The 20,667-nt window shown below is 39.0% G+C and carries 25 protein-coding genes and 2 pseudogenes; 25 read left to right on the top strand and 2 right to left on the bottom strand.

Annotated elements, in window-relative coordinates; genetic code table 11:
* The first annotated feature begins 180 nt into the window (after positions 1-180).
* The 5 genes from CXF93_RS12125 (at position 181) to CXF93_RS12105 (ending at position 2,602) form a co-directional block, all read left to right on the top strand.
* Positions 181-717, top strand: coding sequence for a nucleotidyltransferase family protein (locus CXF93_RS12125; RefSeq protein WP_101062758.1), 537 nt, complete (start codon positions 181-183; stop codon positions 715-717).
* A gap of 109 nt (positions 718-826) precedes the next feature.
* Positions 827-1,132, top strand: a complete 306-nt coding sequence (locus CXF93_RS12120; protein WP_101062757.1) for a DUF2007 domain-containing protein — start codon at positions 827-829, stop codon at positions 1,130-1,132.
* Positions 1,133-1,402: 270 nt separating this feature from the next.
* Positions 1,403-1,774: a hypothetical protein gene (locus CXF93_RS12115; RefSeq protein WP_101062756.1), complete on the top strand. Its 372-nt coding sequence runs from the start codon at positions 1,403-1,405 to the stop codon at positions 1,772-1,774.
* Between the two features lie 61 nt (positions 1,775-1,835).
* Entirely contained in the window at positions 1,836-2,183 is a 348-nt protein-coding gene (locus CXF93_RS12110) for a DUF6404 family protein (RefSeq protein ID WP_101062755.1), read from the top strand.
* Between the two features lie 77 nt (positions 2,184-2,260).
* A complete protein-coding gene (locus CXF93_RS12105; protein ID WP_101062754.1) occupies positions 2,261-2,602 on the top strand; it encodes a hypothetical protein in 342 nt (113 codons plus the stop codon).
* A gap of 67 nt (positions 2,603-2,669) precedes the next feature.
* On the opposite strand, the gene CXF93_RS12100 is transcribed toward CXF93_RS12105, so the two are convergent.
* A complete protein-coding gene (locus CXF93_RS12100) occupies positions 2,670-3,863 on the bottom strand; it encodes a DEAD/DEAH box helicase (RefSeq protein ID WP_101062753.1) in 1,194 nt (397 codons plus the stop codon).
* Between the two features lie 352 nt (positions 3,864-4,215).
* Here CXF93_RS12100 and CXF93_RS12095 point away from each other — a divergent pair, with 352 nt between their 5' ends.
* From CXF93_RS12095 to CXF93_RS12080, 4 genes and pseudogenes are all read left to right on the top strand, one after another.
* The gene (locus tag CXF93_RS12095; RefSeq protein WP_101062752.1) at positions 4,216-6,024 is read left to right on the top strand and encodes a YdiU family protein; all 1,809 of its coding nucleotides are present in this window, start codon (positions 4,216-4,218) and stop codon (positions 6,022-6,024) included.
* Between the two features lie 76 nt (positions 6,025-6,100).
* Positions 6,101-6,676 (top strand): YdeI family protein, encoded by a 576-nt coding sequence (locus CXF93_RS12090; protein WP_101062751.1) that lies wholly within the window; start codon positions 6,101-6,103, stop codon positions 6,674-6,676.
* Between the two features lie 202 nt (positions 6,677-6,878).
* Positions 6,879-7,016: pseudogene (locus CXF93_RS12085) on the top strand (IS3 family transposase); the annotation flags it as partial.
* 179 nt (positions 7,017-7,195) lie between these two features.
* Entirely contained in the window at positions 7,196-8,074 is an 879-nt protein-coding gene (locus tag CXF93_RS12080; protein ID WP_101063346.1) for an SDR family oxidoreductase, read from the top strand.
* A gap of 161 nt (positions 8,075-8,235) precedes the next feature.
* Here the strand turns inward: CXF93_RS12080 and CXF93_RS12075 are convergent, their stop codons facing one another.
* Positions 8,236-9,144 carry a LysR substrate-binding domain-containing protein gene (locus CXF93_RS12075; RefSeq protein ID WP_101062750.1) on the bottom strand — a complete coding sequence of 303 codons (909 nt, stop codon included), beginning with the start codon at positions 9,142-9,144 and terminating at the stop codon, positions 8,236-8,238.
* Between the two features lie 122 nt (positions 9,145-9,266).
* Between CXF93_RS12075 and CXF93_RS12070 the strand changes: the two genes are divergently transcribed.
* From CXF93_RS12070 to CXF93_RS11990, 16 genes and pseudogenes are all read left to right on the top strand, one after another.
* Positions 9,267-9,713, top strand: coding sequence for a DoxX family protein (locus CXF93_RS12070; RefSeq protein WP_101062749.1), 447 nt, complete (start codon positions 9,267-9,269; stop codon positions 9,711-9,713).
* 100 nt (positions 9,714-9,813) lie between these two features.
* A complete protein-coding gene (locus CXF93_RS12065; protein WP_101062748.1) occupies positions 9,814-10,509 on the top strand; it encodes a pirin family protein in 696 nt (231 codons plus the stop codon).
* A 1-nt stretch (position 10,510) separates the two neighbouring features.
* Positions 10,511-11,241: pseudogene (locus CXF93_RS12060) on the top strand (sulfite exporter TauE/SafE family protein).
* A 344-nt stretch (positions 11,242-11,585) separates the two neighbouring features.
* Positions 11,586-12,326: a pirin-like bicupin family protein gene (locus CXF93_RS12055; protein WP_101062747.1), complete on the top strand. Its 741-nt coding sequence runs from the start codon at positions 11,586-11,588 to the stop codon at positions 12,324-12,326.
* Between the two features lie 45 nt (positions 12,327-12,371).
* Complete coding sequence (locus tag CXF93_RS12050; RefSeq protein ID WP_101062746.1) at positions 12,372-12,995, top strand: malonic semialdehyde reductase; 624 nt, start codon at positions 12,372-12,374, stop codon at positions 12,993-12,995.
* A 120-nt stretch (positions 12,996-13,115) separates the two neighbouring features.
* Positions 13,116-14,099, top strand: a complete 984-nt coding sequence (locus CXF93_RS12045) for a glutathione S-transferase family protein (RefSeq protein ID WP_101062745.1) — start codon at positions 13,116-13,118, stop codon at positions 14,097-14,099.
* Between the two features lie 36 nt (positions 14,100-14,135).
* Positions 14,136-14,627, top strand: a complete 492-nt coding sequence (locus CXF93_RS12040; protein ID WP_101062744.1) for a hypothetical protein — start codon at positions 14,136-14,138, stop codon at positions 14,625-14,627.
* Positions 14,628-14,721: 94 nt separating this feature from the next.
* Entirely contained in the window at positions 14,722-15,129 is a 408-nt protein-coding gene (locus CXF93_RS12035; RefSeq protein ID WP_101062743.1) for a VOC family protein, read from the top strand.
* 54 nt (positions 15,130-15,183) lie between these two features.
* On the top strand, positions 15,184-15,816 hold the full coding sequence (gene catB, locus CXF93_RS12030) for a type B chloramphenicol O-acetyltransferase (protein WP_101062742.1): 633 nt from the start codon (positions 15,184-15,186) through the stop codon (positions 15,814-15,816).
* Positions 15,817-15,930: 114 nt separating this feature from the next.
* Entirely contained in the window at positions 15,931-16,491 is a 561-nt protein-coding gene (locus CXF93_RS12025) for an NnrU family protein (RefSeq protein ID WP_101062741.1), read from the top strand.
* A gap of 270 nt (positions 16,492-16,761) precedes the next feature.
* Positions 16,762-17,553: a PhzF family phenazine biosynthesis protein gene (locus CXF93_RS12015; RefSeq protein ID WP_198551651.1), complete on the top strand. Its 792-nt coding sequence runs from the start codon at positions 16,762-16,764 to the stop codon at positions 17,551-17,553.
* Between the two features lie 59 nt (positions 17,554-17,612).
* Positions 17,613-18,209 (top strand): glutathione S-transferase family protein, encoded by a 597-nt coding sequence (locus tag CXF93_RS12010; protein ID WP_101062739.1) that lies wholly within the window; start codon positions 17,613-17,615, stop codon positions 18,207-18,209.
* Positions 18,210-18,292: 83 nt separating this feature from the next.
* Complete coding sequence (locus CXF93_RS12005; protein WP_101062738.1) at positions 18,293-18,700, top strand: GFA family protein; 408 nt, start codon at positions 18,293-18,295, stop codon at positions 18,698-18,700.
* Positions 18,701-18,790: 90 nt separating this feature from the next.
* Complete coding sequence (locus CXF93_RS12000; protein WP_101063345.1) at positions 18,791-19,360, top strand: class I SAM-dependent methyltransferase; 570 nt, start codon at positions 18,791-18,793, stop codon at positions 19,358-19,360.
* 81 nt (positions 19,361-19,441) lie between these two features.
* Positions 19,442-19,963 carry a DUF4823 domain-containing protein gene (locus tag CXF93_RS11995; protein ID WP_101062737.1) on the top strand — a complete coding sequence of 174 codons (522 nt, stop codon included), beginning with the start codon at positions 19,442-19,444 and terminating at the stop codon, positions 19,961-19,963.
* A 119-nt stretch (positions 19,964-20,082) separates the two neighbouring features.
* Positions 20,083-20,643, top strand: coding sequence for a sugar O-acetyltransferase (locus tag CXF93_RS11990; protein WP_101062736.1), 561 nt, complete (start codon positions 20,083-20,085; stop codon positions 20,641-20,643).
* Positions 20,644-20,667: the final 24 nt, after the last annotated feature.

Here is a 20,667-nt window from a genome sequence, read left to right as displayed (position 1 = left end):
GCATAGAGCTGAAAACTGATTTAAAAAACACTACAGCTAGAAACCTTTATAAATCGATGGGTTTTATCGAGGATTCAGATTATGTTTACTATAGAGTTCCTTGCTAATTCGCGTATAACAAGACGCTAAAGCTTAGGACGCAGTAAACTGATTAGCTTAGCGTTATAACGCAGGGTGGATATGGATAGAATTATCACATTAATTGAGAAAGATGAATTAAGAGTTAAGGCTCTTGATTGTGTTCAGCAGTTCAATTTACCTCATTGTTATTTAGCTGCTGGTTTCGTTCGAAATTTGGTTTGGGATCACTTGCACCAAAAATCAGTATCAACACCTTTGAATGACGTTGACGTTATTTATTTCGATGAAACTGAACCTAACCCTGAAAACGACAAGTTAATCGAATCTAAGCTTTCAGCATTGATGCCAGAATTAAATTGGGAAGTACGTAATCAAGCTATTATGCATAAAAGAAATGGTGATAAGCCATATTTAAGTATTATCGACGCAATGAGTTATTGGCCAGAAAAAGAAACGGCGATAGCAATACGAAAATTAAATAATGATAAATACGAATGTATTTCTGCATTTGGCTTTGAATCATTGTTCAATCTACAAGTTACACATAATCCGAAACGTTCTTTGGACATCTTCAGTGACCGTGTAACGTCAAAAGGTTGGTTGGAGCATTGGTCTAAATTGATAACTGCGTTATAACAAAGCAATCAACACGATGCTTATAACATTCGGCGTTTTTAGTTTAGAGTAATTGGTTTGGAAAATTAGTCGTCAGCACGTGTTATGGCGGCGTTATGAGTATTCAATCATGAAGATGGTATATACCAACGAAAATCACTTTATCGCGAACAATGTAAAGAACCTCATTGAGGCGCAAGGAATTAATACATTTATCAAAAATGAATTTTCACAAGGTGCTGTCGGTGAAATATCTGCTTTTGATTCTTGGCCTGAAATTTGGGTTTTTGATGACTCTGATTTTGAGCGTGCAGACGAAATTGCTAAAGCATCACAAAGTAGTGGTTCAGATGTTGATTGGGTTTGTAATAATTGCTCAGAGAAGAATGATCCTTCATTTGAAATATGTTGGAATTGTCAGAGTGGAAACTCATAACAAGCTGTTCAAGTGGGAAAAATAACAGTTAGCTAAGTTCCTCCCCACATTACAAATAGCGCTAAAGATATTCCAACGCGAGCAGACCGTCGCCGACTTACGGCAATCAAATTGTTTATGCTGTGGATTATTCATACTGATAGCCCCAATTCGGCACCACAACATGGTGATGCTATTGGCTCGTATGGCCGGTAGGGTAAAAAAACTGCCAATCCAAAGCGCCGTTGTTGTAGCGTTAGCCTTTTTTACGTAACTTTTAGAATTTGGAAAATGAAAATTAAATTAAAATTTATACTCGCAATGTGTTCTCTCATGATTGGGTGTTCATCAAATTACTCTATTGAGCCAAACGAAGTTGTTCTAACTTATGGTGAGTCATCGATTTCAGCGGTAATTCAAGAAGACAATGTGTTTGAAGGGATCCATGATACGGACAAGGAAACTGTAGAGTTTTCAGGTACAGTTACAAAGCAAGATACTTGCTATTTAGTGGATGTTGTAGTCATAAGAGAAGCTAAAGCTCGCAAAGCAAGTCAAAACTTAAATACAGTTATTATGTTGCAAAGTGGGGAACCTGTGGTTATTGGCGGTATCAATAATTACTTGTTCAGCATTATGCTAAAGAAACAGATCAAGAGCTAACAAATATTTTCAAGCGGGTCATTTACAGCTTAAAATGGCGTTAGCTACAAGGAGTCATCGCGTGTCATATATTTCTAAACTAGAGAGTGCGCAAGCTGAATTGTCAAAGACTGAAATATGGAAGTCTAATTCTAATCCGCCTATTTTTAAATTATTAAGGAAATTAGGTTTTAGTGTACGCCCATCTCATTACAGCTCATTTGTGATTAATTTCATATCGTCTTCAATTTGGTTTGGTTCTGTATGGGGATTGTTAATGTGGTTTACTATCTGGAGTGAGCAACAGATTTCTACTGATCAAGCTGTGGCTAATAGTTTAATTGCTGGTTTTTTTTATGGTCTATTTATGGCTTTATATTATAAATATAGTTCTTCGAAAAATGGACTAAGTAACTGGAACGATTTGTAGCTAAAAAATAAGAATAGGTGTCGCCTATGGCGCACCTGATTTAGGCGTTATGTGAATAGCAGAAATAAGGAAATTAAATGAAAGTTATAGTTAAGGAAGCTCATAAATCAGATTACCCAAACCCCATTTCTTTTAACGAAGGTGAATCTCTAATTCTCGGCCATCTTGATACAGAGTTTATTGGTTGGATCAGAACGACCACTAGAGATGGAAATGAAGGCTGGGCACCAGTTGATTATATTGCAATGAACCAATGTAAAACCAAAGGAATAGCCAAGTGTAATTACAACGCCTTTGAACTTGATACAGAAATAAATGAACAGTTAAAGGTTCTAGCTGAATTAAATGAATGGTTTCTTGTGGTCAATACTCATGGTCAGAAAGGCTGGGTTCCGGTACAAACTGTAGTTATCGTATGAAAATAAGGTAAGGTGTCGCGCAGAAGACACCTTACTCAATCAATGCTCGTTGACCGACATCTATATCCTACCTTCTATTTCTTTTTGTAACCTTTTTCTTGGCTTTTTTAGGCGCTTCTGCAAATTCTTTATGGAAAGGCTGTTCTGTAATAACAGGGATGACTTGCCCTATGCTTTTTTCAATACTCTTTAATAGCGTTATATCATTTTCGACAGCAAATGAAATAGCCATGCCACTTTTCCCTGCTCGAGCTGTTCGCCCTATACGGTGTATGTAGTTTCTTGGATCTTCAGGCAGGTTATAGTTAATGACTAAAGTAATATTATCAACATCAATGCCACGAGCAGCCACATCAGTCGCCACTAACACTCTTAAGTTAGTATCTTTAAACTGTTGTAATGCGCTCTCTCTCGCTGCTTGTGTTTTACCACTGTGAAGGCTAGCGGCAGTTATTGATGCTTCTTCTAGAGCGTCAACAATGATGTCAGCGCCAGGCTTTGTTTTACAAAAGATGAGCACTTTTTTACAGTCAGATTCTTTCAGGATATCAAACAGCAAAGGTACTTTATTCGATTTTTCAAGATGGTATACACTTTGATTAATCAAGTCGACTGTAACCGTTTCAGCCGTAATTTGAACTTTTATTGGGTTCGTTAATATTGCTTGTGCAAGTATCTCTATTTCAGCAGGCATAGTCGCTGAAAACAATAGCGTTTGTCGGTGCTTTGGCAGTTTAGATATGATGCGTTGAACATCCTTAAAGAACCCCATATCCAACATTGTATCTGCTTCATCTAACACGAATACTTCTAACGCGTTAAAATCTATATCGCCCGTTTTAATTAAATCCAATAACCTGCCAGGGGTGGCGACTAAAATATCAAGTCCAAGTGCGATAGAGTCAACTTGCTCTTGTCTTCCTACACCACCATAAACCACCTTAGTTTTAAGCCCTAAACCATCAGCGTAGTCATCAATGTTTTGCATTATTTGCGAGGCAAGCTCTCTCGTGGGCGTTAGTATGAGGGAACGCGTGTTCTTAGCTTTGATATCAATTTTATTTCGTCCAAAATTATTGATAATAGGCAATGAAAAGGCCGCTGTTTTTCCTGTTCCCGTTTGCGCTATACCCAGAAGATCATGGCCATTAATAAGCGCTGGGATACATTCTTTTTGGATCGGAGTAGGCTGCTTGTAGCCTTTAAGGCTAACGCGGTCAATAATTGACTCTAAAAGTGAAAATTCTTTAAATTCTGACATGCTGGCTCGGTATTCTTTAATCAATAGCCTATTATTCTAACAGAATGCTTTAACATATTTAAGACGTATTCAAGGTGGTAAAAGTGAGTCTTAGTTCGTCATCAATGTGCAATGAAAATAAGATAGGGTGTCGCGCAGAAGACACCTTGTTCAAGTATTAAATCAGTCTTAATCCCTCTCGGAAATACCATCCTCTAATAACCCTGAAGTATCTGTATTAGCAGAATTAATCGAGGCACACACGTATTGGCATAAATGATCGCTGGTAGTTTACCTTATAGTCTTAAATTGATAAGGTGTTGTGTATAAAGAAAATTAAATTTTATCTTTAAGAGCCTTGGTATAAACAACTATGACAAATCGACTGCCTCAGAAAACCTCCTCGACCATCGCGACGCTCAACGAACTTGCGAAGTTGGCAAACTATTCACTCATGGACACGCTCAACTGTGATCCTGATGCGACAGAAAACGGTGCCGACCACGCGCCGCGACAAGTATTCACGGGCCATTATGTCCCCGTCAATCCTACTCCAATCAAAGATCCTGAGTATGTAGCGCACAGCAAAAACTTTTTTTCTGAGCTTGGCTTCGCCGAAAGTATGGCTGAGTCCTCCGATTTCGTCCGTATGTTCTCCGGCGACCTTTCTCAGGTGCCAGAGCCGATGCGCAAGGTCGGTTGGGCGAGTGGGTACGCACTTTCTATCTACGGTACTGAATACATCCAGCAGTGCCCGTTCCGAACTGGTAACGGATATGGAGATGGTCGTGCAATTTCTGTGCTTGAGGCCGTCATCAACGGTAGACGCTGGGAAATGCAGCTGAAAGGTGGCGGTCGCACGCCATATTGTCGCGGCGCAGACGGTCGCGCTGTCTTACGGTCTAGTATCCGCGAGTTCTTGGCTCAGGAACACATGCACGCACTGGGCGTACCCACATCACGGTCTTTAAGTTTGTACGTTTCAAAAACAGAGAAGGTGAAGCGACCGTGGTACTCACAGGGCTCGCGCTCAGAGAATCCCGACATGCTTATATCTGAAGCCGTCGCCATCTCGACACGTGTCGCACCGTCGTTCATCCGCGTCGGCCAACTCGAACTTTTCGCTCGCCGTACCCGTAAAAATGAACACCCGAAAGCGATGGAAGAACTCGAGAAGATTGTGCTGCACTTGATTGATCGTGAGTACGCTGACGTTGTCGATAGGCAACTCACCACCCCAGAAAAAGTGGTGTTGCTGGCACGCGAGTTTCGTAGCCGCCTCACGTCACTTGTGGCGAACTGGATCCGCGTCGGCTTTTGCCAGGGTAACTTCAACAGCGACAACTGCGCAGTCGGTGGCTTTACACTTGATTATGGTCCCTTTGGCTTTTGCGATGTATTTAACCCGCATTATCAGCCTTGGACGGGTGGCGGTCATCACTTCTCGTTCATGAACCAACCAAACGCAGCGCAAAGCAACTTCGGCATGTTTTGTTCGGCGTTACGGCCGTTGCTGGTATCAAATCAGGACTATTTGCTAGCGCTCGACGAGATTCAAAGTGGATTTTCGAAAGTAATGCACACGCAAATGAACAAGATGTGGGCAGCCAAGCTGGGGCTGGATCTAGATCTGGATACAGGCACTTTGAACACCGAGTCTCACCAGACACGTTGTAACGAACTGATCCGCGAGCTAGAAACACTGATGATGCAAGCGCCTATCGATTACACTATTTTCTTCCGCGAGTTGTCGTCGATACCCGACGACATTGGCCCACTCAAGAAAAGTTTCTACAATAGCTTATACGATAACTTATACAATGATGTGGCGGATGATACAGACAGCAAAGAGTTGGACAAGTACTGGGCAGAGTGGCTCGAAAAATGGAAAATGCTCCTCAACAGTTCTAGTGACGCGAATGCTACGTCGCCCCGAACCAGTGAGGAAATATCTAGGCAGATGAAGCTCGTCAACCCAAAGTACATTTTGCGAGAGTGGTTTGTTATGCCGGCTTATCAGCAAGCAACTGCGGGTAATTACTCTTTAATTCGAGAGCTGCAGGATGTGATGACACAGCCATATGCAGAGCAGTCGAAGGAGCTAGAGGATAAATACTATAGGTTGAAACCGCCTGAGTTCTTTGAGGTGGGGGGATTGTCCCATCTTAGTTGTTCGTCGTGATTCTTTGGACTAAAAAAGTAGTGCCAGAAACACCTTAATAGTGAATGCGGCGTTATGCCGAAGAGGATCTAATTAGATGCCTGAACCAGACCCATTGAGAATCATGTCATTTGCAACACCGAAAGATCTCTGCAAGTGGCTAAAGGTGAATCACGCCATTGAAAGTGAGTTGTGGGTAAAGATATTTAAGAAAAACTCTGGGATCCAAAGTGTCACTTGGAATGATGTCGTGATAGAGGTTTTGTGCTGGGGCTGGATTGACGGTGTGAAAAAGTCAATTGATGATCAAGCCTACCTTCAGCGCTTAACTCCCAGAACAAAACGAAGTAACTGGTCCAAAAGGAATACAGAGCATGTCGAACGTTTGATAAACGCAGACCGAATGCAGGCATCTGGATTTGTGCATGTTCATGCCGCAAAAGCTGACGGTCGTTGGGAAAACGCCTATGTGGTAAGTGAAATGGAAGTGCCCGCAGATTTCATTGCAGCACTAGAAAATCAGCCGATAGTAAAACAGTTTTTTGAAACGCTCAATAAATCGAGCCGTTATGTTATCGCGTACGGATTGATAAGTGCGAAGAAACCCGAAACCAGACTAAGGCGGTTTGAAAAATTCATGGACATGCTTGTTCACGAAGAAAAGCCTAAATAAGTGGGATTACAACGCCTTTGAACGTGATACCGTAAATGCTCAATTTAGTTTTAGCCTCTCTTAGAAATACCATCCTTTAATAATCTTGAAGTCTTTGTGTTAGTCGAATCGCAAGTATCGTCATCAATAGTCGTTGACCGTTTACCTTGCTGCGCAGCCGACACCTTATTCGGGTGTTGAACAAGCCCGAGCCTTTCTCTAATTTGAGTTCAGAGGTAAGCCAAAAGGCGTGATGTTCCATTCTGAGCAGGGTTGCCATTATACAAGCAGGCAGTTCTGTCAAAACCTTTGGCGACATCAGATAATGCAGAGCATGAGTCGACGCGGAAATTACTACGACGTTGTGCTGGGCGTTAGCTATACATTAACTTCAAATATTTTGAATCTATTCGTCAAATTGTTGCGTTATTTTTTATTTCATTTTTATTTTAAGATACATCCATCAACTAGATACTACTTAAAAAAAGGCGAACAGCCTTTAGGATGAATTAAATGTTAGATAAACTTTGGAGAAAAATTATGAACAATCAAACAACTTTAATTATTGGTGCTGCGGGAAATAACGGTGTTGCGACTATCGAATCTTTAGTTAAAAAACAAGATGCTAAAAATACAATTCGCGCTGCTGTACGTAGTGCTGATAAAACAGCAGAGTTAAAGAAAAAATTTCCATCAATCGAAACCGTTATTATTGACCTTGATAAGCCAGAGACGTTAACGGCCGCTTATGAAGGTGTGACTAAAGTATTTATGATACCGGGTAATGTTGAAGAAAGGGAGCAACATGCTAAAAACGCTATTGATGCAGCAGTACAAGCAGGTACAGTTCAGCAATTTTTATTCTACTCGGTTGTTGGCGCTGAATATGAAGCGATTTTATTTGCTAAGCAATTTAGAGCAGGTGAAAAATATTTAGAGCAATCAGGTCTTAATTGGACTCATCTACGTACTATTTTCTTCCAAGATAACTTTTTTGGTTGGGCAGACGGTGTTAAACAAGGAGGCTTATACTTTGGCGTTCGTGACGGTAACTTCGCCCCTTTAAATGTTGCCGATATTGGTGAAATGGCTGCAAATGTATTAACCACATCAGGACATGACAACAAAGCTTATAATGTTACAGGCCCAGAACTATTAACAGGTAAAGACATGGCAAAAGTATTTACTGATGTTACGGGTAAAGACGTGGCGTATGTTTCACCAACACCAGAGCAAACATTAGAGTCACTTTTATCGACAGGCTGGCCACAATGGCAAGCTGAAGGCATGTTAGAATTATTTGAAGTATTTGCAACGAATCAGGCGGCAGTAGTCAGCCCTGATGGAGAACAATTATTAGGACGTCCATTAACGCAATTAAAAGATTTTATTGCAGCCAACAAAGCGGCGTTTGTATAAATCACTAAAGAGTTTAGGTATTAACTGAATCCTTTATGGATAAAAAATCCAGTCTATTCACATAGACTGGATTTTTCAGTTCCAGACAAAACCTATGTACCTCCTTCCATGGAGGTAATGTCATGAACACATAGGTGTGAACAAATGGTGATTATATTATTTTACGATGGTTCGATTAACTCAGCAGCCATTTCTTGAATACTGTTAACAAACCATGCCAGCGCTTTACCTTGATTGTCTTTTCGCCAAGCCATGCTTAATTCACTGTTTCTACTCTCATCATTGGCGAGTGGTATGGTAACTAGTTCTCCTGATTCGAGTTGCGCTTCAATTCGGAAAAGTGGCAAATATCCCACACCTAAACCAAGTAAGTGAGCCTCTATCTTTTTCTCAACCGTAGGTACCGTAATACGTGATTGCCCATCAAGTAAACCAGCCGAACGACCTGGTAAATTGCGTGAGCTATCAGCCACCACGATAGAGGGATATTCTTTTATCGTTTTATTTGAAACAGGTGGCTGCTCGTTAACTAATGGATGATCATTTGCTACAGCAAAAACAAAATCAATGTCACCTAGGGGATGAACTGCAAAGTCACTATTATATGGATCGCCTGTGGCACCAATAATCAGATCAGAGCGGTCAGCCACCAATGAATCCCACGTACCACCAAAAACTTCTTCAGATACGCGAATATTAATCCATGGATATTCCTTCTGAAATTGTGCAATTAGCGTATAAATAGGCTGAAACAGTAAGACACTATCGATACAAATACGTAATTCAGACTCCCAGCCATCAGCAGATTGTTTTGCCATATGCGTTAACTCGTCAGTGGCTTTTAATATCAGCCGACCTTGCTCTATGATCATCTTTCCAACCGTCGTGAGTTCTGCTTTTCGCTTACTCCGGTCAAATAATGCGATACCCAGATCGTCCTCAAGTTTATTTACTGTATAGGAAATGGCTGATGGCACGCGAAATAATTCATCGGCAGCGGCAGCAAAACTCTTTTTCCGCTCAATGGCATCAAGCACCTTTAAAGCATCCAATGTTATTGGGGAACTCATACATCAATCCTTTTGAACTAAATGGTCAAATTTAACCGTTATTATTCATTGTTCTCTTTAAATATAATAGCTTCATTGAACAAATACAACGAACTTTAACCACAAGCTTAGGAAGACATATCATGAACATTACATTAATCAAAAAATTAGTATCAACAAACGCGGGTTATTCAACATTAGCATTGAGATTACCTATCGCAATCATTTTTATGGCACATGGCGCGCAAAAACTATTTGGCTTATTCGGTGGTTATGGTTTAGAAGGAACGGGTCAATGGATGGCATCAATTGGTTTAGAACCTGGGTATTACATGGCTTTATTAGCTGGTGGTGCGGAATTCTTAGGTGGCATCGCATTATTAATTGGTTTACTCGTTCGTCCAGCGGCTTTGATGCTAAGCATTACCATGTTAGTGGCCATCTTTAGTGTTCATTTTGCCAATGGCTTGTTTATGAGCAATAACGGTTACGAATTTGGTCTTGCGTTATTAGCGGCATCAGTTTCATTGATGTTTAGTGGCGCAGGCAAGGTAGCACTGGATAACGTATTAAAACAGCGTTTAGGCTAAACACTGAATTAACTACATAAGCCTAACAAAACTAATTTACCTCGGTCGATGTTCATCATCGGTCGATAGAATACAACAAATTTAAAGTAGAGAAATCATCATGAAATATATCAGAAATTCTGAGGATAGAGGCGTAGCCAACCATGGCTGGTTAGACAGTAAACATAGTTTTTCATTTGCTAATTATTATGATCCAAAACACATGGGCGTATCTGTATTACGTGTTATTAATGACGATACCGTTGCACCGGGGGAAGGTTTTGGTGCACACAGTCATCGCGATATGGAAATTATTTCTTATGTTACTCAAGGTTCGTTGAAGCATAAAGACAGCGAAGGTAATGAACATATAGTATCAGTAGGGGAAATTCAGCGTATGAGCGCAGGCACGGGTGTTGTGCATTCAGAATATAATGCTTCAAATACAGAAGATGTTAAATTTTTTCAGATTTGGATCGAACCCAATAAAATGGGTATTAAACCTCGCTATGAACAAAAAAATATCCCACAAAAAGGCGCTTTAACTCCGCTGATCACGGCTAATGGAAAAGACGGCTCGATTTCAATTCAACAAGAGGCAAGTTTATCTCGTTTAGTTTTACAGGAAAAAGAAATTTTCAAATTAGACTCTGGTAAACACCTTGGGTATTTACATATTATTAAGGGCGAATTAACCGTAGATGGTGAAAAGTTTGCCGCTGGAGATGCGTTTTCAGTAGAGCCGTCTGAAACACTTAAGATTGAAGCAATATCAACGCTTGAAGCAATGTGGTTTGAATTACCGACGCAACATTAATATGGACATAATAACGATTGTATTAATCGCAACCGTTGTTGTGCTGATAGGAGTTTCAAAATCAGCTTTTGCAGGGGCTCTTGGCGTTTTAGCTGTGCCTCTTTTAATGATCAAATTACCCGCAACTGAAGCCATTGCATTAATGTTGCCTTTACTCATTGTTGGCGACATATTAAGTGTAAGAAGTTATTGGAAAAATGGGACCATCGCTTATTAATGTCGCTTATTCCTGGCGCTATTCTTGGAGTAGGGGTTGCTTATCTGATCATAGATTTTATTAATGCTGAACAGCTTCAATTCATTATTGGCATCATCTGTATTGTTTTTTCACTCAAAAATATAATGTTCAAACAAGTAACACTCACCGCTTTGAATAATAAAGTGGGTGCTTTGATGATGTCGATTTTTTCAGCTATCACCAGCAGTTTAGTTCATGCAGGTGGGCCGCCTATTATTATTTATTTTAGTGCTATCGGGTTATCGCCTGCAGAATTCATTGCTACCGCTTCGGCATTCTTTGCCTTGATGAATGTTTTCAAACTCATTGGAGTAAGCGCTTTGGGGATGTTAACAGGGGAAGTTATTTTAACGGCAATGGCATTTATTCCACTGGCTTTATTTGGTAATTGGCTTGGCGTAAAAATTAACACCAAATTAAACAAACAGCTATTTTTAACCATAATGAATTATTTACTTTTACTCTTAGGTTTTTGGTTAATCATAATGAAGTAGCTTGTGCTATTGATCGTTATACCTAAAAGAAACAGCCTATTATTATAGGGTGTCATCAATTCAAATGTTTTGAACTGAATGATCATATTTTACCGTTATTATTTATTATTGCCTTTAAATATAATAACTCCATTGAACAAATACAACGAGCTTAAACACCGAACTTTAATAAAAAACTAGCTTTATTAGCCAGTCGTGGTGGCATCGCGTTATTAATTGGTTTATTGATTCGCCCAGCTGCTTTTATGCTAAGTACTTAATCAACATAATACACAATATAGTCAATCGGCCGATGTTCACCATTGGTCGATAAAGGACAACCTATTTACCCTAGAGTAATTGCCATGAAGACAACTCATCAAAAAATTAATGCTTCAGAATTATATTCTTTGTCTAGCAGTCATATGCACCCAGCAAATTCACGCTTTCATTTTTCATTTGCGAATTATCACGATCAATCACGAATGGGGTTTGGCGCATTACGTGTTTTAAACGATGATGATGTAAAACCTCGCAGTGGCTTTGGCCGTCATCCTCATAAAGATATGGAAATTATCAGTTATGTGGTTAAAGGTAAGTTAACGCATTGGGATAGTGTTTCTAAAAAAGAAGAAACTATTGGACGAGGCCACGTGCAAGCCATTTCAGCTGGCAATGGCGTGCTGCATTCAGAAATGAATAAGCAAGGTGACTGGTGTCGTTTTTTACAAATTTGGATCATGCCTCCAAAAAGAGGTGGTGCCGTTCGCTATAGTCATAAAGGGTTTACGTTAGCAGATAGAGAAAATAAATTATTACACATTGTCGGTAATCCCAAAAATAAAGGCACATCACCTTTATACATTAATACTGATGTTAATGTATATGCTTCTGAAATTACAGATTCGTGTTCTACCGTTGAATTTGAATTAAAGCCCAGTAGACAGGCTTACATTACTTGTGTTGAAGGCCGTATGCATGTTGAAGGTTACCCAGCATTGAATGAAAGAGATTCTTTGGAGTTAACGTCAGCTGGAAAAGTGAACTTTTCTTTAAAAGGCAATCATGCCCATTTCATTATTATTGAAATGAAAAAAACTGGCTAATATCAAACCATTAACCATAATTAGTATACTTTTTAGGAAATGAAAATGTCGACATTATTAGCAAGTAAATCATTAAACAACAATATTTTAGGGAATGACGCATTAGAGCAAACATTTATTAATGCACGCACTTTTAATACCTTTACCCAAGCACAAGTATCAGATGAATTATTAGCTCAGCTTTATGAATTGATGAAATGGGGGCCAACGTCAATGAACAGCCAACCAGGACATTTTGTTTTTTTGAAAACGGCTGAAGCTAAAAAGCGTTTAAACTCAACGCTTTTACCTGGTAATCAAGAAAAAAGCTTAGTAGCTCCTGTTACGGTTATTATTGCTTCAGATATGGAGTTTTTTAATCACCTGCCTGAGCAGTTTCCTGCATTACCCGATGCGAAAGGAATGTTTGAAAGCAATGAGTCTTTTACTAAAGCAACGGCAGAACGAAATAGTTCAATGCAAGGGGCTTATTTAATTATCGCAGCGCGTATGTTGGGCTTAGATTGTGGACCTATGAGCGGTTTTGATAATAATGCTGTTGATGCCGAGTTTTTTCCAGAAGGGCGATACAAGTCTAACTTCTTAATTAATCTTGGCTATGGTGACAGCACCGGAAATTACCCTCGTGGACCAAGACTTACTTTTGAAGAAGCTGTACATATTATTTGATCGTAACAGACATAACAGCGTTTATTCGTCAAAATGAAACAACATTAACGTAATCATCGTATCTCTTTATTTATATTCAATAAAGAGATACAACAACGAAATAAACTAATAGGCATTATAATGAAATCAGTAAAAAATAGCTGGGGCAGCAGCATAAAAGATGGTGAATACCAGCGTAAAGAATCACAATTTAGAAATTGGATCACCGCCGATGGCAGTGCGGGTATAACAGGACGTGAAGGTTTTCAAGCCGAAGCGGGTCGTTATCATTTATATGTATCATTGGCTTGTCCTTGGGCACATCGCACCTTGATTTTCCGCCAATTAAAAGGATTAGAAGATTTGATTACCGTTAGTGTGGTTCATCCTGTTATGCATGAAAATGGTTGGAGCTTTAAGCATGATGAAGAATCAGCAAAACTTTACGGTACAACAGGTGATGATTTATACGGTGATAACTTTATTGCTGAAAAGTACTTATCTCAAGACCCCGATTACAGTGGAGTCAATAGCGTACCTATTTTATGGGACAAAAAAGATAAAGTGATTGTAAATAATGAATCTTCTGAAATTATTCGCATGTTTAATAGCGCTTTTAACGCCATTACTGGAAATACAGAAGATTTTTACCCTGAGCAGTTAAGAGAAAAAATCGACCAAGAAAATGAGTTGGTTTATCACAAAATTAACAATGGTGTTTATAAAACAGGTTTTGCCACTACCCAAGAAGCGTATGACAAAAATGTTAAAGCGCTTTTTATCGCGCTAGAAGGTCTTGACGAAAAGTTTTCAAAACAGCGCTATTTAACGGGAGATGAAATTACCGAGGCTGATTGGCGTTTATGGGCCACATTAGTGCGTTTTGATTCTGTGTATCATACCCATTTCAAGTGTAATTTGAAGTTGATCAAAGAATTTAGCAACATCTACAACTATATGTTGGAATTGTATCAAGTACCGAATGTCGCTAAAACCGTTAATGAAGCGCATATTAAGTGTCATTATTATGCGAGCCATTTAGCGATTAACCCTTACGGCATTATTCCTGTTTCGCATAAGCAAGATTGGACTGCACCTCATAATCGCGATAAACAGTTTAGCTAACTATTTGCCGCCGCTTAATAAGGCGTTAGGTTTTATATGAAGCAAGTACTGAAATACATTTTATTATTAATAATTACCTTTTCCTTATCTGCCCATGCTGACGAGAACGAAGCATATATAGATATTGAAGAGGTTGAGTGTGAAATTAATAATGAATCAGGTATTTTAGTCGAAAACCATATATACAGCGACGGAGATACCATGGTTTCTTTTTATTTCCCTTTAATTGAACATGCCAAATTAAAAAGAGTCGAACTGCGATATGGTAACTTATCAAGTTCAAATCAATATGATATTTACACACAATTAAGTTTTGAAGAGAGCTTCCGAGAAGATTCAACTGGTTACGATACAGATATCATTTTAGCTAAAAACCACAAGCCGCTTCATATCACTGCAATTTATCACTTTGAAAAATGTCACAGCAAATTCGTCATAGATATTAAAAATAAGCAGCAAACAGACACTTTAAAATCACCTGACATGGTAACGCTGCAAATTCCTAATATGTCACATTTTTCAGAGTAAAAAAGGCACCATATTAGTTCGCCGATGTTTACGGTGTTCCCGACTATGTAAATAGGTAAATAGGTAAATAGGTAAATAGGTAAATAAGGAAATTATGACATTACGAGTAGTTCCAGAGCTTTACTGTTTCGATATAAATGTGAGTAAATCGTTCTTCGTTAATGTATTGGGGTTCGCTGTAAAATACGAACGACCGAAAGAAGAGTTCGCATATCTCACGCTTGATGGTGTTGATTTGATGCTTGAAGGAATTAACGGTAATAGCCGAAAGTGGATCTCAGATAAGCTTGAGGCTCCTTTAGGGCGTGGTGTTAATTTCCAGTGGGACGTTGAAGATATCGAAGCTTTATATCGTAATGTTAAATCACTCGCTTCAGATGCGATATATTTACACTTAGAGTCTAAGTCATATAAATGTGGTAATCATATAGAGGTTCAACAGCAATTTATCGTCCAACCCCCCGATGGTTACTTATTTCGATTTTGTCAGGACACACTTTAAAATTAAATTGCTAGCCCTTTAGTGGTATCACCTAGGCTTTAAAAAGGATTTAAGTTGAACAATTATTTCGAAAGCCCTTTTGTGGGTAAATCATTGAAAGAACAAGTGACGAACCCTAATATCATCGTGGGTGAGCACAGTTACTATTCTGGCTATTATCATAACCATAGTTTTGATGATTGCGCTCGCTATTTACTGCCTGATAGAACTGACATTGATAAGTTAATTATTGGTAGTTATTGCTCAATTGGCTCGGGTGCTGTGTTTATGATGGCGGGTAATCAAGGGCATCAAAATAATTGGGTCAGTACCTTCCCATTTTTCTACCAAGACGATGAAAATTTCTCAGATGCTAAAGATGGATTTGAACGTTCTGGCGATACGGTAATTGGTAACGATGTTTGGATTGGCACTGAAGCGATGATTATGAGCGGGGTAACGGTTGGTGACGGCGCAATTATCGCAAGCCGTGCTGTCGTAACCAAAGATGTCGCACCTTATTCAATTGTTGGTTCAAACCCAGCAAAACATATCCGTTATCGTTTTACTGAAAGTGAAATTGCGCAGTTATTAGAAATGAAATGGTGGCAATGGAGTGATGAGAAAATTAAGGGTGCAATGAGTTTAATGTGTTCGTCAGATATCAATGGTCTTTATGATTATTGGCAAAATCAGAATTGTTTATAGTAAATGCATCAACGCGATTTATTATACTCAGCATTGTTCATTTCTTGATTATAGCTAGCTATTAATTTCCGCTTAGCAAGGCGCTATGTATATTAAATTTAACAAGGAGTTCCTATGATTTATCTGTTTTCTGGACTGATGCTTTGGTCTGTCGTTCACTTTTTCCCATCAGTTTTTGCATCGAGTAAAGCTGCATTTGTTAATAGTGTAGGACAACTAATTTATATGGCTGTGTTTGTGGCTATGATTGTCTTATCGTTAGTACTCATCGTAACGGGTTGGGGTAGTTCTGTTCCAACATATTTGTATATGTTGCCTGGATTTGTCCGACCGTTGTCAGTCATTTTAATGGCGATTGCATTTATTCTATTTGTAGCCTCTAAATTGCCAACAAAAATAAAGCAGTTTATTCGCCATCCTCAATTATTAAGTGTTGTAATTTGGGCGGTGGCTCATTTACTCGTAAACGGGGATTCTCGCTCGATTTTGCTCTTCAGCTGGCTTGGTTTGTGGGCAGTGATAGAGATAGTATTAATCAATAAAAGAGAAGGGAAATGGGTCAAACCTCCTCGTGCAAGTTGGCTTCAAGACTTAGTATGTTTTGTGGTTGGTGTCGTCGTGTTTTCATCGGTGATCTTTTTGCATCCACACTTGTCAGGTGTACCGCTGCGATAATGGCAAAATCAGAATCGTTTATAGTAAATGAATCAACGCGATTTATTACAATCAGCATCAGGGACGTTGAAATATGAGTGGATATATAATTTATCACTACAATATTATCGATAGGGTGCGAATCAATGAACTTGGACCATTATCCTTACCTATCATAGAAAATACGGCGGTGAGTTGATTGTTGCTTCTACTGTGACCAGCCTTGAAAACTCGCCATATACCCAAGTTGGTTGAGTGTTTTTCAGTTATAAAGCAAAAGGAGTTCATACATTGAAAATGGATATATTCGTTGTTGATGCGTTTACAGATCAACAGTTCAAAGGTAATTCAGCAGCTGTCATTCCAGTGGATAATTGGTTAACCGCTGAATTGATGCAAAGTATCGCAGCAGAGAACAACCTATCGGAAACTGCGTTTATCAGGCTGGTTGATGGTAACCAGTACGAAATTCGTTGGTTCTCACCCCTGACAGAAATTGATTTTTGTGGTCATGCGACATTGGCGTCTGCTTTCGTGCTATTTCATGAGTTTGGTGTTGAAAACGAAATTGAGTTTATCACCTCTGAAGTTGGTACTTTAAGAGTCGTACTTAATCAGGACGATGAAATCGAAATGACTTTCCCTGCTCAAATGCCGGAGCCTATTGCTGATATACCAGAGCCGCTACTCTTAGGGCTTTCTAAAACACCAACGCAGGTGCTGAGGAATAGACAGGCCTACTTTGCTATTTTAAACAGTGAACAAGACGTATTAGATGTCACTTATGATTCAGAACAATTGAAGCAGCTTGCCCCTTATGACGTTGTCGTCACTTCAGCATCTACTCAATATGATTTCATTTCGCGTTATTTCTGGCCAGCAAACGGTGGCGATGAAGATCCTGTTACAGGCTCTATTCATGCGGGCTTGGCGCCTTATTGGGCAGATAAATTAAACAAAACTAACTTGTTGGCATACCAAGCCTCTCGCCGAGGTGGTATTTTAAATTGTCAGGTTTCAAATCAGCATGTCATTGTGTCTGGTCAAGGGGTGCTATACCTGAAAGGTACTATAAACGTTTAATATCAACGTTTAGTATAAATCTAAACTTAGTATAAGCCGAATCGTCAAGGAGGGCGAAAATGAAAGTATATGGTGATCTACAATCAGGAAATTGCTTAAAAGTGAAGATGTTATTATCGTTTTTAAGTATTGAACATGAATGGATTGATGTGAATATTTTAGCCGGTGAAACGAAAACTGATGCGTTCCGCTCTAAAAATCCAAATGGCAAGATCCCCGCTGTCGAATTAGATGATGGTCGTTACCTATGTGAATCTAACGCAATATTAGGGTATTTTGCCGAGAATACAGCTCTGCTACCAACCGATATTTACCTGAAGGCTAAGGTGTATGAATGGCTTTTCTTCGAACAATATAGCCATGAACCTTTTATTGCTGTCGCCCGTTTTATTCAAAAATATTTAGGTATGCCTAAAGAAAGGGAAGATGAATATTTTTCCCTTCAAGAGGGCGGTAATAAAGCGCTGCAATTAATGGAAAACCAGTTGGCTCAAACTAAGTTTTTAGTGGGTAATGAAATGACGATTGCTGATATTTCACTTTATGCTTATAGCCATGTTGCTGATGAGGGTGGTTTTGATTTAAACCATTATCCTGAGATTAAAAAGTGGTGCCATCGAATTCAATCAACACCTAGTTACGTCGGTATGATGTAACTGATTACATTTTTATTCTAATTTTGTTTTTGTAATTGTGGCGTTAGGCTAATTACAATCTTGGTTAATATTAAGGGGTTTAAATGTATACTGGAAGTTGTTTGTGCGGATCTATTCAGTTTGAATTGAATGGCGCAATTTCAGATCCGATTTATTGCCATTGTTCTCGCTGTCGTAAAGCAAGTGGGAGTGTCTACGCTACAAATGGATTTGTGAATGCGTCTGAACTTCACATTACCGATATTAAGAATGCACTTAAATACTATGAAAGCAGTGAGGGAAAGCGAAAGTATTTCTGCTCTACGTGTGGTTCTCCAATCTATAGCTCAAACTCGGAGAAGCCTGAAAAATTGAGAATACGTTTAGGTGTGATCGACAGTGATATCGTTGAGCGACCAATTTCCCATAATTTCATTACCTCGAAGGGAAACTGGGAGGAACTCGATGTTAAATTACCAATGCATGAAAAGCATGAGCCTTCAAGAAAGTAGTGCTCAGTAGCAAACAAGGCGAATTTGAAAATGAACATAGAGTCAAATGTATCGACTCTCTTAATTCACTCCAGATTTAAGGAACTAGGTTTGAGTAATTGGAATGATGTTGCTTATAAAGTTGAATTCAACCTTGAAATAATCAATGAACTACTGACCGATAGGCTTCCTTCTTCTAGCCAAGTGCTCGATTTTGGTTGTGGATATGGACGCATCACTAATCAGCTTCATGGCTTAGGCTTTAAAAATATCACTGGTGTTGATTCCTCATTAGAAATGATTAATCGAGGGACTAATGAATTTCCTTACCTTGAGTTGAATCACGTAATGGGGACACCTCTGCCGTTCCCTGATGAATCATTTGACGCAGTCATTAGTTGTGCTGTTTTTACCTGTATTCGAGACCAGAAAATTAGAGCAAATGTTGTTTCCGAACTATTGCGGATCTTAAAGCCAAATGGGGTGATTTATTTGGCTGAGTTTTGTGCTGATGAAAGCGTATTGTTCACGTCAGGTGTTGGTGTTCCCATGTGGCATGGCACTCAGGCAGACATTAAGAGCATAGTGAGTGAATTCAAAATAGAAAAGTCTTTGGTTATTAACAACCAAACAATGACTGGCCATAATAGTAAAGCTTGTCATGTTGTGGCTAGAAAATAATGTAACAAGTCAGCGTAGCCGCTTTGTTCAACAACCATTTGCCGCTTAATAGGGCGTTATCTGTATCACAGGAGTAAATCTATGAACCGTAATATTGTCATGTTTGGTACTGCAATTATTTTTCTTTCGGGGTGCAGTTCTTCATATAAACATAATGAATACCAGTCACCAGAAGTGAAATTAGATCAAAATTCAGGGGTTTTAATTTCAACCCCTGAAAATGGTTGGTATGACCAAACTGAATATAGAAACTCAGGGCGTATGACGGCTAATGCAATACGGAGTGCATTTTCCAAAAATACCAATAAAGTAGCTATTACTACTGACTGCAAAGATAAAAATTGTTTAGATTCTATCGACTCTAGTAAATATGGCTATTATGTAGAACCGATTATTTTACATTGGGAGGATAGGGCAACAGAGTGGTCTGGAAAAGTTGATAAAATAGAAATTCAAATTATTACTTACGACTCTAAAACAAAAACAGAAATTGGTAACATTACATATTCAGGTAAAAGCAAGTGGTTAACATTCGGAGGTGATCATCCTCAAGACCTTCTTGAAGAACCAACTCATAAGTATGTTGAAACCCTGTATAAATAACGGTGAATAAAAATACTTGCCAAGTAGATAATGTTTAATTGTCCTATATCAATACTTTGAACGTGAAATGGACGATATTGAGACTTTGGCATTCACAAACAAAATGTATTAGGAATGAAATGAGTGAATTTGAAAAGATGTGCTTAGGTATCGAATATGATGCTGATAGCCCAGAGTTTGATCTGTTGAGAAATACTGCATTTGATTTGCTGCAAAACATTAATAAACGCCAGTTTAAGGCGGCTAAACCTTACGTTGCTCAGCTATTGAATCATATCGGTGAAAATAGTGTTGTATGTTCTCCTTTCTTATGTGAATACGGTAAAACCATTTCAATAGGTAATGATACGTTTATCAATATGGGCGTTACTATGCTAGATAATGCCCCTATAACCATAGGTAATAACGTCTTAATTGGCCCAAGCACACAGTTTTATACACCAACACACCCCCTTGATTACCAACGACGCAGAAAATGGGAAGTGCAGTGCTTACCAATTGTTGTGCAAGATGATGTTTGGATTGGCGGCAATGTTGTTATTTGTCAGGGTGTTACTATTGGCGCTCGTTCTATTGTTGCTGCGGGTTCAGTGGTTACCAAAGATGTAGCACCTGATACTCTTGTTGGTGGTATGCCAGCTAAATTGATTAAAATGCTCAATATGACGGAGAGCAGTTAACAAATAAGAATAGGTGTTGCGCAT

The sequence above is a fragment of the Moritella sp. Urea-trap-13 genome (assembly GCF_002836355.1).
Classification (GTDB): domain Bacteria; phylum Pseudomonadota; class Gammaproteobacteria; order Enterobacterales; family Moritellaceae; genus Moritella.
This window is presented reverse-complemented; position numbering and strand designations above follow the sequence as displayed.